The sequence below is a fragment of the Sphingomonas sp. BL-S-29 genome (genome assembly GCF_055521495.1).
Genome location: NZ_CM145482.1, coordinates 1,422,374 through 1,435,327 on the forward strand (window position 1 = coordinate 1,422,374; position 12,954 = coordinate 1,435,327).

The following is a 12,954-nucleotide window of genomic DNA, read 5'->3' on the forward strand; positions in this document are numbered from 1 at the left end:
AGGATACAAGCCGAAAAGGTCGCTTAAATGAGCAAAGTGATGCTGCCGCACCAGCTTGATTTGCTGCGGGGACACGCCAGGCTTTCCGGCGTCGTGGGTTTCATGATTGCCACGATCTTGTCATTGGCGATCTGGGTGGTGCTGCTTCTTCTTATTCTGTGAGATGACCAGAGGACGGCGTCATACCGCGCCGCCTATTGACCCAGATCATTGCGCTCCCGTTTCCGCGGGTGGATGCTCCTTCACGAGGAGACAGGCCTGTGGAGATTTCGTGGAACGAGGATGCAGTCGCAGCGGTTCGCCCGCGCGACGGCGACAGGGCGAGCGGAGATCTGGAAGTCGTTGCGCAAGGGTCGCTGACGCGCGTACTTGATAGCATTGCTGCCGGCTTCGCGGGGGATATCCCGCGCATGCGCATTTCCTTTCCCGAACGCTGCAAGCCGCCCTTCCGCTATGAGGGGGCCGAGATCGCCGCGCTGCTGGCGGAGCGCAGACGCGTCGCCGCGCTTGCATCGTCCGTCGCGACGCCCACCCAGGCCAGGCGGGTCCGGCCCCTGGTACGATAACCGTCCTTCGTATCTGGAGTATCTTGCATTAAATCGGTGCCACCAACACCCGTTCGTCCTGAGTAGCCATCGAGGAGCCACGTAGCGGCGTATCGAGAGGGCATATCGAGGGACAGGTTCCGTGCGACAACCTGTCCTTCGATACGGGCTCTCGATACGCCTTCGGCACCTCGATCCCTACTCAGGACAAACGGATCGGATTTAGCGCTCGCTCTAGCGGGCCCCAGCTGGACCGACGGCATGCGCCGTTTCCCGCGGCGGTCGCATGACGGTGGCATAATCGGATCGGTCAGGGCCGGTCGATAACGGGGCCATCGCAACCCCAAGGAAAAGTGCGGGGGCAAGCGGGTTGCCATGGCGGCCGATGCCGACCATTTGCCTGCCTCCTCCACTCCGTCTGCGGCGCAACGCCCCGGGCACAGGCAAAACCTTGACCGACCACGCTCCATCCCCTTCCTTGGCGCCCGCGGGCACCGGCATCATGCTGGGCGTCGCCGCCTATATAGTCTGGGGCGTGCTGCCGCTGTACCTGAAGCTGCTGCAGCATGTGCCGGCCAGCCAGATCCTGGCGCATCGCATCCTGTGGTCGGTGCTGATGCTGGTCGTCGTCGCGCTGTTGTTCGGGCGCGTGCGGTCGATCCTCGCGGCGGTGACGCGGCGCACGCTGCTGATGCTGATGGCCAGTGCCCTGCTGATCGGGGTCAACTGGCTGGTCTATATCTGGGCGGTGCAGAATGCCCATGTGCTCGATGCGAGCCTGGGCTATTTCATCAATCCGCTGGTCAATGTCGCGCTGGGCGTGGCGGTGCTGGGGGAACGGGTGCGGCGCGTCCAGGGCGTGGCGATCGCGCTGGCGGCGGCGGGGGTGCTGGTAATGGCGCTGTCCAACGGCAGCAGCATCTGGATTTCGCTGGTGCTGGCGCTGACCTTCGGCATCTATGGCCTGATCCGCAAGGTGGTGGCGATCGACGCGCTGGGCGGGCTGCTGGTCGAGACGATCCTGCTCGCGCCCTTCGCCTTCGGCCTGTTGCTGGTCGCGCATGGCGGCGGCGAGGGCGCGTTCGGCCGCGAGACCGCGACCGACCTGTTGCTGGTCGTGGCGGGCGCGGTCACCGCGGCGCCGCTGCTGCTGTTCGCGGGCGCCGCGCGGCGCATGCCTTATGCGGCGCTCGGCCTGCTGCAATATATCGCGCCGACCTTGCAGTTCCTGCTCGCCGTCTTCGCGTTCGGCGAGCATCTGCGCCCGCACGACCTTGCCGCCTTCGCGCTGATCTGGACCGGGCTGGCGGTCTATGCCTCGGACAGTATCCGCGCGACTCGGGCGGCGGCGCGGGATGTTGTCGGGCTTCGGCCCTCGACCCGGTAGATCGGTCGTCGTCCGCCGCCGAACGGCTCAGGATTTCCCCGCATGGTCGCCATATTCCCAGTCATAGGGAGTGCCGGTTTCGCCCAGGATGAAGCGGACCAGCGCGGGATAGGCCGCCTCGGCCCGCACGTCGTTGGACAGGATCAGCACGCAGCGCTGGCCTCGTTCCAGGCAGACCATGGTGTTGCCGGTCTGCTCGTCATGCCCGCCCTTGAAGAAGCCATGCCCCTGCGGCCCGTCGAACACGATCACGCCAAGGCCCGCCGCCAGCCCCTTGCGGCGCTCGGCCACCGGCAGATCGGGCGCGAGATTGGGGAATTGATGCGCGGTCGCGATCGGCAGGCTCGGCTTGACCATTTCGGCGCGTGAGGCCGGGGACAAGCCGTCGCCGCGCACCAGCGCCGCGACGAATGTCGCAAGGTCGGCGATGCTGGTGTCCATCGATCCGGCGGCGCGCACCTTCGACCGTTCGTCATGCTCCACCACTTCGCCCTTGTCGTTCCAGCCATCGGCCAGGTTGGGGCGGAAATCGGGGCGCCAGGTGAGGCTGGTGCGCGTCATGCCCAGCGTCGCGAAGATCGCATCGGTCAGGCCGCCGACATCGAGGCCGAGGCCCTGGGCCTTCCGGCCATGCTCGATGACGAACTGCAACAGGCTGAACCCTTCGCCCGAATAGCTGAACTGCGTGCCCGGATCGAAATGGATACGCAGCTTTTCATCGGGTTCGAGGAACCAGAAATTGCGGAAGCCCGTGGAATGAGTCAGCGCCATGCGCGGCGTGATGCGCCGCCAGCGATCGTCGCCCGCCAGGTCCTTGTACGGACCATATTTGCCCGGCGCGATCGCCGCGCTGTCATAATCGGGCAGGGGCCGGTCGAGATCGGCGGCGAACGGCGTATCGAGCGAGAGGACGCCGCGATCGACCAGGGTCAGGGTGGTATAGGCCATCACCGTCTTGGTCAGCGAGGCGCCGTACATCACGGTATCGGTCAGCAGCGGATCGCCCTTGGCATTGCGGATGCCGTACGCCTGGACATGGACCACCTTACCCTTGTCGATCACCGCGATCGCCATGCCCTTCGCACCGGTCTCCGCCATGGCGGCGCGGGCTCGCGCGTCGATCGCCTTTGCTGACGGGAGAGGTTGGGCGCTCGCGGGAGTGGCGATCAACGCCATCAGGCAAAAGACCAGGGTTCGCATGCCGCGAAATCTATCCGCGCCGGGGCTGCGGGGCCATCGGAAGTTTGACGCGGGCAATGTTTATTGTGCACCGCAGCAACAAACCGGCCTATGATCCGTTCAGCAGGTGCGGACGACTCGTTCGCCCCCTGGGGGACCGATCATGCGTACGCTTTCCGACACCATCACGCGGCTCGCCGCGGCCCAGGCCGGCATGGGGCAGGCGTTCGCCGGCGGCGCGGACCGGCTGACCGACATGGTCCTAACCGGCGCCAATCCGGGCCAGCTCGCGGCGCGCATCCATGTTCCCGAGGGATTGCGGCCCGGTGCGCCGCTGGTCGTGGTGCTGCACGGGTGCACCCAGAATGCTGCGGGCTATGATCACGGATCGGGCTGGTCGACGCTCGCCGACCGGCACGGCTTCGCGCTGCTCTATCCGGAGCAGAAGCGCAGCAACAACGCCAATCTCTGCTTCAACTGGTTCGAACCCGGCGATGTCGGCCGCGACGGCGGCGAGCCGCTGTCGATCCGGAACATGATCGGCCAGATGATCGCCGACCATGATCTCGATCCGTCACGGGTGTTCGTGACCGGCCTCTCGGCCGGCGGCGCGATGACGGCGGTGATGCTCGCGACCTGGCCCGAGCTGTTCGCCGGCGGCGCGATCGTCGCCGGGCTGCCTTACGGTACGGCAGCGGGCGTGCCCCAGGCGTTCGACCGGATGCGCGGCCATGGCGGGCCCAAGGGTCAGGAACTCTCCGCGCGAGTCCGCCAGGCCTCGGACCATGACGGGTCCTGGCCGATGCTGTCCGTCTGGCACGGCACTGCCGATTCGACCGTCGCCGCCTCCAACATGGAGGATATCGTCGAGCAATGGCGCCTGCTCCAGGGCCTGGACGCGGCACCGGCGCTGGCCGAGACGATCGGCGGCCACACCAGGCGGACCTGGACTGACGCCAAGGGCCGCGTCCGGATCGAGGCGCATGCCATCGCCGGCATGGGACACGGCACGCCGATCGCGCCGGCCGAGGGATGCGGCGCGGCCATGCCCTATATGCTGGATGTCGGGATCTGCTCGACGGGGCACATCGCCGCTTCCTGGGGCATTGCCGATGCCGCGCCGGCTTCTGCGCGCAAGGCACAGGCCGTGCCGCGCCAGGATCGCCCGGTGCCCGTCCGGCCCCGGCGCGTTTCCACCGCGGCCCCGCAGGTAGAAATATCCGGCGTGAAAAAGGTGATCGAGGATGCACTGCGCGCCGCCGGACTAATGCGCTAAGGCAATGCTTGCCGGGGCTTCGGCGCTCTCATAAAAGTGCGCCATGGCCGGTACCGTCTCCATCACCGGCGGCTGCCTGTGCGGCGCGGTGCGCTATGAGGCGGTCGCCGCACCCGATTATGCCGGCTATTGCTGCTGCGGCGATTGCCGCCGCGCGTCGGGATCGGCCTATATCCCGTTCATGGGTTTCCCGGCTGCTGTGCTGCGCTTCAGCGGCGAGACGACGCAGGTCCGCTCGTCCGCGTTTCGCGGCGGGGAGGCAGTGCGCAACCGATGTGCGGGCTGTGGCAGCCTCGTCTTCGGCGGCGTGGTCGGCGAGGACGAGGCCCACACCATCTATGCCGGCACGCTCGACGATCCGTCCCTGTTCACGCCGACCATGGTGCTGTTCGATCGCGACCGCCCCGACTGGGCGGTACTGCCGCAGGGCCTAACCGTCTTCCCCACCATGCCGGACTCCTAGCGCGAAGCTTAGTCAGCTGGAATCACCTCTCCCCGTTCGCCCTGAGCTTGTCGAAGGGCTGTTCTTTCTTCCGAGGAAGAGAAGCAGGGCTTCGACAACCCCGGATCAAGTCGGGGACCGTACGGTGGTGGATCAATCCAGCTCGAAAACGCTTTAGCTGCTGTCCTCGGCTGAAGGCGGGCTCTCGGCGGGCGCCGTGACGATATCGATCCGCTGGCGGGGCGTGTGCTGGCGGTCCCTGCGGTTCTTCGACCGGCGGCGCCTGCGCGACCGGGCGAGGCGGGCCCTGACCATCGGCATCAGCATGGCAGCGCCGCCGGCGATCACGGTGATGACGCCGAAGGCGATGACGGGAAAGGAAAAGACCATGCCGCTCCCCTGTTCGAGCGACGTTGCGGCATGGCGCGACCAGCCAGTTGTCCCCGGCATCGTCGCGCGATCCACGCCCGTCGCGCCGCATCGTCCCATAAATCGCGGCGCGGCGCGAGAGGGAAGGGCGATGGCGGCAAATGGTACGGCTGAAAAAGAGAAGAGCCCCGGCCGAATGGGGGGGGGCCGGGGCTCTAGGCAGGCGCGACCGGGAAGCGCCCGCAAATGCTGATTAACACAAATTAATTAATTTTTGGTGAATTTGTCCCCCTTAAGGGAGGACTGCCACCGATGCGCCGGGAAACGGATGAAATTCCACCCGTTTTTTTTTCATCGACGGGCAAGCAGCTCGTCGACGGTTTCCTCGACGGATTCAGCATCGTCACCCTGGACTTCGCGTTCGAGCGCGGTGCGGATCGCGCAGATCTGCGCGTCGGTCAGATGCTCGATGCCGACGAACTCGCCCCGGGCATTGTCGAGCGCGCGCAGGATCTCGTCGAGCTTCGCCTGGATCGCCGCGCCGTCGCGATTCTGGCTGTTCTGGATCAGGAACACCGCCAGGAAGGTGAGTACTGTCGTCGCCGTGTTGATGACGAGCTGCCAGGTATCGGAATAATGGAAGATCGGGCCCGATACCGCCCAGACGATGCAGCACAGGGTGGCCAGCAGGAAGGTCGAGGGCCACCCCATGATCGTCGCGCTGCGCGACGCGATGTTGGTGAAGAAACTGTCCAAGGGGGCACTCCCGGAATAAAAGCTGTCCGGGAAACGACTCGTCTCCGAAATAGTGCCATGCGTCGCGCAGGCGCCCGGCGCGGGGAACGCGCTCGTCGCTGGATCGAACCCCTCAGCCAGTCTGTCGGCAGTTGATCGCCTTCTGCCTGGCTGAGTCGGCCGGCGCTTTTACGGGGCCTTCGATCAAGGTCCCCTCATCGCCGTTGGTCTGCCACATCAGGCTGTGGCCGGGTGTGCGGCCGGTTTCCGAGCGATATCTGGTGGTGGCGGTGTCGGACAGCATGTTGGTCAGCTGGAACGTCTTCGCATCGATCGTCAGGCGCAGCACGTCCCAGGCGAGATCGTGATCGACCGTCAATGTCACGCCACCCGTGCAGCTGTAATGCATGGTCCCTTCGACCTTGCTGGCATCGCGCTTCAATACTGCGGAGCCGCCATTGGCGGTCGGTGGCAGGGCAATGGCATTGTCGACCGGGATGTCCATGGCCTTGACCGTAGGAGCCGGCACCGGGCCTTGCGTGGCGCTCTGGTCGGGCGCGGAAGGGCTGCATCCGGACAGCAGAAAAGGCGCCGCCAGAACCGTAACCAACCACCCACGCATCGACGGATTCTCCCGGATCCGCGCCTTCCCCGTGGAAGGCGCCCTGATGGCGCTCCGCTACAGGGTCGGGCCGCGACATACCAGGCTCAGCCGGTGATCAGGTTGAGCGCCCGGCCCGCGGGGCCGATCGTCACGCGCCGGCCCCAGTCGAACGACAGGAAATCCTGCTCGATCCCGTCAGCGAAGATCACCCCGCCGTCGTTCATGCGCGAGGTGACCGCCAGCGGCGCATCGGTCAGTCGGCCGGCGCGCAGATCGGTGCCGGTCGAGACACTGGGAAAGGGCTCGCGCACGAAATAGGCGACCGCGCGTTCCTCCACGCCGATCGCGAGCGGCTGGTGCGTCGCCTCCATGATCGACCGGGCCCAGCCGGTCGCGCCCGTGCCCGACGCGACGATCAGCCCGCTCGACGACTGGTCCTCCTGCGCCGGGCCCGCGGCCAGGCTGTAGCGCGCCGATTGATGGCTGCGATGCCCGACGAAGATTTCGTTCAGCGCGAGCAGATGCTCGCCCGTGTCGAGCGTCGCGGCGACCATGGTGCGGTGCTGGGCGCCGGCATCGCCCGCCATGCCGGCGGGCAGCAGCCGGCCCAGCCGGTCGATCGGCACGCGGACGAGCACGCCGTCATACAGGTCGGGCGCGGGGTTGATGCCGAACACCGGCTGGCCGGTCAGATATTTCGCGACGTTCGCGACCAGCCCGTCCTGTCCGACCGCGACCACCGCATCCTCCGGCCCGAACAGGAACCGGTCGAGATCGGCGCGGTGGACCAGCGCCTGGCGCCAGGTGTCGGGCACCGCCGCCCGCGCCGCGCGCAGGGCGGCATGGAGCTGGTCGTGGCGGCGCTCGAGATCCTCGATCCGCTGCCCGCGCGTCGTCAGGAAGAAGCGCGCCTGCTCGCGCGTCGCATGGCGCGCGAGCAGCAGCTCATAGTCGGTTTCCCGCGTGACGAAGACCGCGCGAGGCGTGATCGTCGACATCGCTCATGCCGCCGGCAGGGTGGCGGGGAGGGCAGTCGCGTCGCGCCTGAACTCGCCCATCAGGGTGGCGAGCAGGTCGGGCGTGACGTTCAGATGCTCGATCGTGTCGAGCTTGCCGGCCAGCTCGCGCGCGGCCAGCCCCAGCATCACCCCGGGCGGCAGGTCGCGATAGATCGCGATATGCGCGCGCTCGGTCTCCGCCCTGGCGCTTTCCACGGTGCGGATGCGCTCGGCCTCGGCCGCCGCCTCGATCTGCTGTGCCTCGGCAAGGCCGGTGGCGCGGTCGCGCGCGTTGCCGGTCTCCTCGGCGATCAGCTGCTTCTCGCGCCGCGCCAGCTCGGTCTTGTTGGCCAGTTCGTTTTCGGCGATCGCGCGTTCCTTGTCGACCGCCAGTGCCCGGCGTTCGAAGGTCGCCTGATCGGCCTTTTGCTGGAGCGCCTCGAAGGTCGGCGTCTGCAGCGCGCGTTCCAGCTCGCTGGAGGGCGCGAGATTGGTCAGCCTGATCGCGGCGATGCCGATGCCGATCTCGGCCAGCGCCGGATCGCCGCCCAGTGCTGCCTCGAGGGCCTTGCGCAGCGGCTCCGGCCCCGCATCGAGCAGCGCCCGCACGGAAGCCTGCGCCAGATATTGCAGCGCTGCCTGGTTGACGAGGCCGGCGAGCCGGGTCTCGATCTGCTGGATCGGTTCGCCCTTCAGCGCGCCGTTGAACACGCCGATGGTGAAATCGACCCGGCTTGCCAGCAGTTCCGGGTCGGTGACATGCCAGGTCAGGGTGCCCTGCACCGCGACCGTCTGGAAATCCTGGCTCCGGCCCTTCACGAACAGCGCCATCTCGCGGTCGTCCATCGGCAGCTCGGCCAGGCTGGCGGTCTCCGGCCGGAACCAGAAGACCAGCCCGCGCCCGCTCTGCCGCATGCGGCCGTTGCGATAGCGGATGACATGATTGCTCGCATCGCTGCGCAGCTGGGCGAGGAAGCCGAAATTGCGGATATAGGCCATGGTCATTCTCCTCGTGGAAAGGGGGAAGCGGGTGTGCGGTGGCGGAACAGTTCGGCCGGGCGGAACGACGCGCCCGTCTCGCGCTCGCCGGTCGGCTCGAGCCAGCCGCGGTCGAGCATGCGGCGGCGAAAACCTGGTTTGTTGAGCTGGGTGCCGAGGATCGCCTCATGCACGTCCTGCAGCGCGCGGAGCGTGAACCGCTCGGGCAGCAACGCGAAGGCGACCGCCGAATAATCGAGCTTGCCGCGCAGGCGCAGCATCGCGAGGCCGAGGATATCGGCATGGTCGAACGCAAGGGGCAAGGCCGCGCCGTCGGGCGCGTGCGCCGCGACCGGCCCGCCGCTCTCGCCCGCCCAGGGCACGGCGATGGTGGCGAGCATCAGCTCGGGCGCTGCCTTGAGCGCGGCGGCGAAGCGCTCGGCGGGCAGCAGTGCGAAATAGGCGATGCTGACGATGCGCATGCGCGGGTCGCGATCGACCGCGCCGAAGCTGTAAAGCTGTTCGATCCAGGCGCCTTCCATATGCGCGCGGGTCGCGAGCACGCGGCGCGCGGCATCGTCCAGGCTCTCGTCTGGCTTCACGAAGCCGCCGGGCAGCGCCCAGCGGCCGAGATGCGGATGGTCGGCGCGGCGCACCAGCAACGCCGCCGGCGCGCCGTCCACCACACTCATCAGGACAAGATCGACCGCGACCGACAGCGGCTCATAGGCGGTGGGATCATAGTCCCTGAGAAAGTCCGACTCGTCCACGGCGCAGCGCCTTATATCCAACTCGCATATTACTTATGCGCGAGTCGGATATAAGTGTCAAGGACCGCCAAACTTCTACCTTCCCCGGCGAAGGCCGGGGCCCAGTGGGGAAGGTCGACGTAACGGAGCGCTACGCCAGCCAAAGATCGTCCCCCGACTGGATCCCGGCCTTCGCCGGGAAAGGAGAAAGGGTGCCGCGGCCGTGGGAGATTGGCGCCCGCGGAACCTCGGCCCTTACGCCGCCAGCTTGCGGATCTCCGCTTCGGCGCTGTCGATTGCCTGCTGGCGCTGCGGTTCGCCCATCGCGACGCCTTCGGCGCGGATGAAACTGATGTCGATGATGCCGAAAAAGCCGAACACGCCGCGCAGATAGGTTTCCTGATGGTCGAGGAACGCCGCCTGCGTATCGGCGCCGTAAAAGCCACCGCGCGATGAGGCGATGATCACCGTCTTGCCGCCGGCCAGGCCCTGAGGGCCATCGGGCCCATAGCTGAACGTGCGGCCGGCGACCGCGAGGCGATCGATCCACGCCTTGAGCTGGCTGGGGATGCCGAAATTATACATCGGCGCGCCGACCACCACCACGTCCGCGTCGAGGAATTCCTCGAGCGCCGCCTGGCCGGAGGCGAGATCGCGCTGAAGCGGCTCGGCTTCGGGCACCGCGCCCTGGGCGGCGGCGAGGTGAAGGCCGGAAAGGTGATCGACGGGGTTGGTTGCAAGGTCGCGGCGGACGATCTCGATGCCGGGGTGCAGCGCCTGCTGCTGTGCGACGATCGAGGCCGAGAGATGACGGCTCACCGAGCCCGGGCCGAGAATGCTTGAATCGACATGGAGGAGCTTCATGATGGTGTCCTTCGCAAACGAGGAAAGTGATTGCGAAGCGTCAGATATGGACTCGTTATATAGCGCAACAGCCTATATATTCATCTGGATACCATCTGGAAAACCGATACATGCTTGACGCCGTCTCGCTCGATCAGCTCCGCACTTTCCTCGCCGCGGCCGAGGAAGGCAGCTTCTCCGCCGCCGGACGCCGGCTGGGCCGCGCGCAGTCCGTCGTCAGCCAGACGCTCGGCACGCTCGAACGCCAGATCGGCGTGCAGTTGTTCGATCGAAGCGCACGCTATCCGGCGCTGACCGAGGCGGGCAGCGCGCTGGTGCCCGAGGCGCGGGCCGTGGCGGGGCGGATGGATTCGTTCAAGGCGCGCGCCCGCGATCTCGCCGGCGGGCTGGAGGCCGAGCTGTCGGTCGCGGTCGACGTGATGTTCCCGATCCATGTCTTCGCGCATGCCGTGCGCGATTTCCAGGCGACCTTCCCGCACACGCCGCTGCGCGTGAATGTCGAGGCGCTGGGCGCCGTGGTCGAGCCGGTGGTGGAGGGACATGCGGCCTTTGCCGTGGTCGGGACCCTGCCGCTCGTGCCCGAGGATTTCGTGCAGGAACGGCTGCTCTCGATCCCGCTGATCATGGTCGCGGCACCCGAGCACCCGCTGGCGCAACGCACAGGACCGATTCCCCGGGCCGACCTTGCCGAGCATGTCCAGCTCGTCCTCACCGACCGGTCGGAACTGTCGCGCGGGAAGGAATTCGGCGTGCTCTCGCCCAGGACCTGGCGCATCGCCGATCTCGGCGCCAAGCATGAATTCCTGCGCGCCGGCCTTGGCTGGGGCAGCCTGCCCGAACCGCTGGTGCGCGCCGATCTCACCGACGGCCGGCTGGTCGAACTGGTGCTGGAGGATGGCTGGCCGGAGGGCAATGTGCTGCCGATGCTCGCGGTGCACCGCAAGGATACGCCGCCGGGCCCGGCCGGGCGCTGGCTGATCGAGCGGCTGAAGGATACGGTCGCTCAATGCCCCGGCGGGCATGATTGAGGGGACCCGCATCGCCATCGCAATAGGCCGTTATTGATCCGGTAAGTGTCGGATGCCATTGCGCTTTGCTGACACGGAGCATGGCATTGCGCGCAACCACGATCATCAGGGTAGATGCCAGAAGGGGACGGCGCTGAGCCGGGTCCTGATCCTTGGCGGCTATGGCGGGTTCGGCGCGCGGCTCACGCGCCGGCTCGCCGGGCGTGGCTATCATATCCTCGTCGCGGGCCGCAATCCGGACAAGGCGGAGGCCTTTTGCGCGGAGGTCGACGGTACCGAGCCGGTGCTCGCCGACCGCAACGGCGATCTCGATGCGCTGCTGGCCGAGCATCGCCCCGACCTGCTGATCGATGCGGCCGGACCGTTTCAGAATAGCGGCTATGGCGTGCCGCTGGCCTGTGTGCGGGCAGGCATATCCTATCTCGACCTCGCCGATGCGCGCGACTTCGTGACCGGGATCGCCGCGCTCGATGCGGCGGCGCAAGTGGCGGGCATGACGATCATTTCCGGCGCGTCGAGCGTCCCGGCGCTGTCCGGCGCGGTCGCGCGCCGGCTCGCAAAGGGCATGGACCGGGTCACTCAGGTCGATGTCGCGATCAGCGCGTCCAATCGCGCGACCGCCGGCGCGTCGGTCGCCGCGGCGATCCTGTCCTATGTCGGACGACCGATATGGCTGTGGCGCGGCCGGTGCTGGACGTCCGGCTGGGGCTGGCAGGAATTGCGGCGCGAGACCTTTGCGGTGGCGGGCGTGCCGGCGGTACGCGGTCGCTGGGTCGCCCTGGCCGAGGTGCCCGATCTGGACCTGATGTCCGGCATGCTGCCGGGTGGCCCGGCGGTGGCCTTTCGCGCCGGCACGGAGATTGCGCTGCAGACCATCGGACTGTGGCTGCTGAGCTGGCCGGTTCGCTGGCTCGGCCTGTCGGCTGCGCCGCTCGCGCCCGTCCTGCTGCCGCTGCAGCGCCTGACCAGGCCGTTGACCAGCGATCGCTCCGCCATGTCGGTGCGTCTGGCGGGAGAGGATGAGGCCGGGCTGGTCGAACGCCGCTGGACCCTGATTGCCGAACGGGGCGACGGCCCCGAGATCCCGACGCTCGCTGCGGTCCTCATCGCCGAGGATATTCTTTCCGGCCGCATTCCGGCCGGGGCGGCGAATGCATCGCGCTTTCTCGATCTCGCCCGGTTCGAACCCTTGTTCGGGACGCTCGCCCTGCGCCACGAGGCAATCGAGACTCGTCTGCCGCCACCCCTGTACCGGCGCGTGATCGGCCCGGCCTTCGACGCGCTGCCGGCCGCGGTTCGCCGGGTGCATGAGGTGTGCCGCGACGGCGGTGCCTCGGGCGAGGGTCGGGTGGAGCGCGGTACCGGGCTGGTCGCGCGGACGGTCGCGCGGGTCATGGGCTTTCCGCCGGCGGGGACTCATCCGCTGCATGTCGCTTTTGCCGAACGGAATGGCGTGGAGACCTGGACCCGGTCCTTCGGCCAGCATGTTTTTTCCAGCCGGCTGAGCCAAAAGGGCGCCCGGCTGGTGGAGCGGTTCGGGCCGCTGCGTTTCCATTTCGACCTGCCCTCGGACGACCAGGGTCTCCGCATGGAGATGCGCCGCTGGACCTGTTTCGGCCTGCCGCTGCCGCTGGCGCTCGGCCCGCGCATCCAGGCGCGCGAATGGCAGGAGGGCGAGTGTTTCCGCTTTGACGTGACGGCCGCGCTGCCGCTCATCGGGCTCGTGGTGCGGTATGACGGATGGCTGGCTACCTAGTTTCGCCCGTCACCCCGGACTCGTTCCGGGGTCCATCGTGCCGC

At 67.6% G+C, this 12,954-nt stretch carries 15 protein-coding genes; 7 read left to right on the forward strand and 8 right to left on the reverse strand.

Annotated elements, in window-relative coordinates:
* The first annotated feature begins 27 nt into the window (after window positions 1-27).
* From ACZ1I2_RS06855 to rarD, 3 genes are all read left to right on the forward strand, one after another.
* A complete protein-coding gene (locus ACZ1I2_RS06855; RefSeq protein WP_465170426.1) occupies window positions 28-162 on the forward strand; it encodes a hypothetical protein in 135 nt (44 codons plus the stop codon).
* 248 nt (window positions 163-410) lie between these two features.
* Window positions 411-566, forward strand: coding sequence for a hypothetical protein (locus ACZ1I2_RS06860; protein WP_465174648.1), 156 nt, complete (start codon window positions 411-413; stop codon window positions 564-566).
* A 457-nt stretch (window positions 567-1,023) separates the two neighbouring features.
* Complete coding sequence (gene rarD / locus ACZ1I2_RS06865) at window positions 1,024-1,932, forward strand: EamA family transporter RarD (RefSeq protein ID WP_465170424.1); 909 nt, start codon at window positions 1,024-1,026, stop codon at window positions 1,930-1,932.
* 27 nt (window positions 1,933-1,959) lie between these two features.
* On the opposite strand, the gene ACZ1I2_RS06870 is transcribed toward rarD, so the two are convergent.
* Complete coding sequence (locus ACZ1I2_RS06870; protein WP_465174647.1) at window positions 1,960-3,132, reverse strand: serine hydrolase domain-containing protein; 1,173 nt, start codon at window positions 3,130-3,132, stop codon at window positions 1,960-1,962.
* Window positions 3,133-3,274: 142 nt separating this feature from the next.
* Between ACZ1I2_RS06870 and ACZ1I2_RS06875 the strand changes: the two genes are divergently transcribed.
* A complete protein-coding gene (locus ACZ1I2_RS06875) occupies window positions 3,275-4,387 on the forward strand; it encodes an extracellular catalytic domain type 1 short-chain-length polyhydroxyalkanoate depolymerase (RefSeq protein ID WP_465174646.1) in 1,113 nt (370 codons plus the stop codon).
* Window positions 4,388-4,430: 43 nt separating this feature from the next.
* The gene (locus ACZ1I2_RS06880) at window positions 4,431-4,850 is read left to right on the forward strand and encodes a GFA family protein (RefSeq protein WP_465174645.1); all 420 of its coding nucleotides are present in this window, start codon (window positions 4,431-4,433) and stop codon (window positions 4,848-4,850) included.
* Window positions 4,851-5,003: 153 nt separating this feature from the next.
* Here the strand turns inward: ACZ1I2_RS06880 and ACZ1I2_RS06885 are convergent, their stop codons facing one another.
* From ACZ1I2_RS06885 to ACZ1I2_RS06915, 7 genes are all read right to left on the reverse strand, one after another.
* Window positions 5,004-5,279: a hypothetical protein gene (locus tag ACZ1I2_RS06885; RefSeq protein ID WP_465174644.1), complete on the reverse strand. Its 276-nt coding sequence runs from the start codon at window positions 5,277-5,279 to the stop codon at window positions 5,004-5,006.
* A 270-nt stretch (window positions 5,280-5,549) separates the two neighbouring features.
* Window positions 5,550-5,954: a low affinity iron permease family protein gene (locus ACZ1I2_RS06890; RefSeq protein WP_465170419.1), complete on the reverse strand. Its 405-nt coding sequence runs from the start codon at window positions 5,952-5,954 to the stop codon at window positions 5,550-5,552.
* 112 nt (window positions 5,955-6,066) lie between these two features.
* Complete coding sequence (locus ACZ1I2_RS06895; RefSeq protein WP_465174643.1) at window positions 6,067-6,555, reverse strand: hypothetical protein; 489 nt, start codon at window positions 6,553-6,555, stop codon at window positions 6,067-6,069.
* A gap of 86 nt (window positions 6,556-6,641) precedes the next feature.
* Window positions 6,642-7,535, reverse strand: a complete 894-nt coding sequence (locus tag ACZ1I2_RS06900) for a hypothetical protein (RefSeq protein ID WP_465174642.1) — start codon at window positions 7,533-7,535, stop codon at window positions 6,642-6,644.
* Window positions 7,536-7,538: 3 nt separating this feature from the next.
* Window positions 7,539-8,534, reverse strand: a complete 996-nt coding sequence (locus ACZ1I2_RS06905; RefSeq protein ID WP_465174641.1) for an SPFH domain-containing protein — start codon at window positions 8,532-8,534, stop codon at window positions 7,539-7,541.
* A 2-nt stretch (window positions 8,535-8,536) separates the two neighbouring features.
* The gene (locus tag ACZ1I2_RS06910) at window positions 8,537-9,283 is read right to left on the reverse strand and encodes an NUDIX hydrolase (RefSeq protein ID WP_465174640.1); all 747 of its coding nucleotides are present in this window, start codon (window positions 9,281-9,283) and stop codon (window positions 8,537-8,539) included.
* Between the two features lie 234 nt (window positions 9,284-9,517).
* A complete protein-coding gene (locus ACZ1I2_RS06915; RefSeq protein ID WP_465174639.1) occupies window positions 9,518-10,126 on the reverse strand; it encodes an FMN-dependent NADH-azoreductase in 609 nt (202 codons plus the stop codon).
* Between the two features lie 110 nt (window positions 10,127-10,236).
* Between ACZ1I2_RS06915 and ACZ1I2_RS06920 the strand changes: the two genes are divergently transcribed.
* Both ACZ1I2_RS06920 and ACZ1I2_RS06925 read left to right on the forward strand, forming a co-directional pair.
* Complete coding sequence (locus ACZ1I2_RS06920; protein WP_465174638.1) at window positions 10,237-11,154, forward strand: LysR family transcriptional regulator; 918 nt, start codon at window positions 10,237-10,239, stop codon at window positions 11,152-11,154.
* Window positions 11,155-11,212: 58 nt separating this feature from the next.
* Complete coding sequence (locus ACZ1I2_RS06925) at window positions 11,213-12,910, forward strand: SDR family oxidoreductase (protein WP_465181607.1); 1,698 nt, start codon at window positions 11,213-11,215, stop codon at window positions 12,908-12,910.
* Window positions 12,911-12,954: the final 44 nt, after the last annotated feature.

Excerpts from the sequence above, each read along its gene's own strand:
- ACZ1I2_RS06915 (WP_465174639.1), bottom strand. The coding sequence starts at position 10,126 with ATGAAGCTCCTCCATGTCGATTCAAGCATTCTCGGCCCGGGCTCGGTG.
- ACZ1I2_RS06905 (WP_465174641.1), bottom strand. The coding sequence starts at position 8,534 with ATGGCCTATATCCGCAATTTCGGCTTCCTCGCCCAGCTGCGCAGCGAT.
- ACZ1I2_RS06920 (WP_465174638.1), top strand. The coding sequence starts at position 10,237 with ATGCTTGACGCCGTCTCGCTCGATCAGCTCCGCACTTTCCTCGCCGCG.
- ACZ1I2_RS06870 (WP_465174647.1), bottom strand. The coding sequence starts at position 3,132 with ATGCGAACCCTGGTCTTTTGCCTGATGGCGTTGATCGCCACTCCCGCG.
- ACZ1I2_RS06895 (WP_465174643.1), bottom strand. The coding sequence starts at position 6,555 with ATGCGTGGGTGGTTGGTTACGGTTCTGGCGGCGCCTTTTCTGCTGTCC.
- ACZ1I2_RS06900 (WP_465174642.1), bottom strand. The coding sequence starts at position 7,535 with ATGTCGACGATCACGCCTCGCGCGGTCTTCGTCACGCGGGAAACCGAC.
- ACZ1I2_RS06855 (WP_465170426.1), top strand. The coding sequence starts at position 28 with ATGAGCAAAGTGATGCTGCCGCACCAGCTTGATTTGCTGCGGGGACAC.
- ACZ1I2_RS06880 (WP_465174645.1), top strand. The coding sequence starts at position 4,431 with ATGGCCGGTACCGTCTCCATCACCGGCGGCTGCCTGTGCGGCGCGGTG.
- ACZ1I2_RS06860 (WP_465174648.1), top strand. The coding sequence starts at position 411 with ATGCGCATTTCCTTTCCCGAACGCTGCAAGCCGCCCTTCCGCTATGAG.
- ACZ1I2_RS06885 (WP_465174644.1), bottom strand. The coding sequence starts at position 5,279 with ATGCCGGGGACAACTGGCTGGTCGCGCCATGCCGCAACGTCGCTCGAA.
- ACZ1I2_RS06875 (WP_465174646.1), top strand. The coding sequence starts at position 3,275 with ATGCGTACGCTTTCCGACACCATCACGCGGCTCGCCGCGGCCCAGGCC.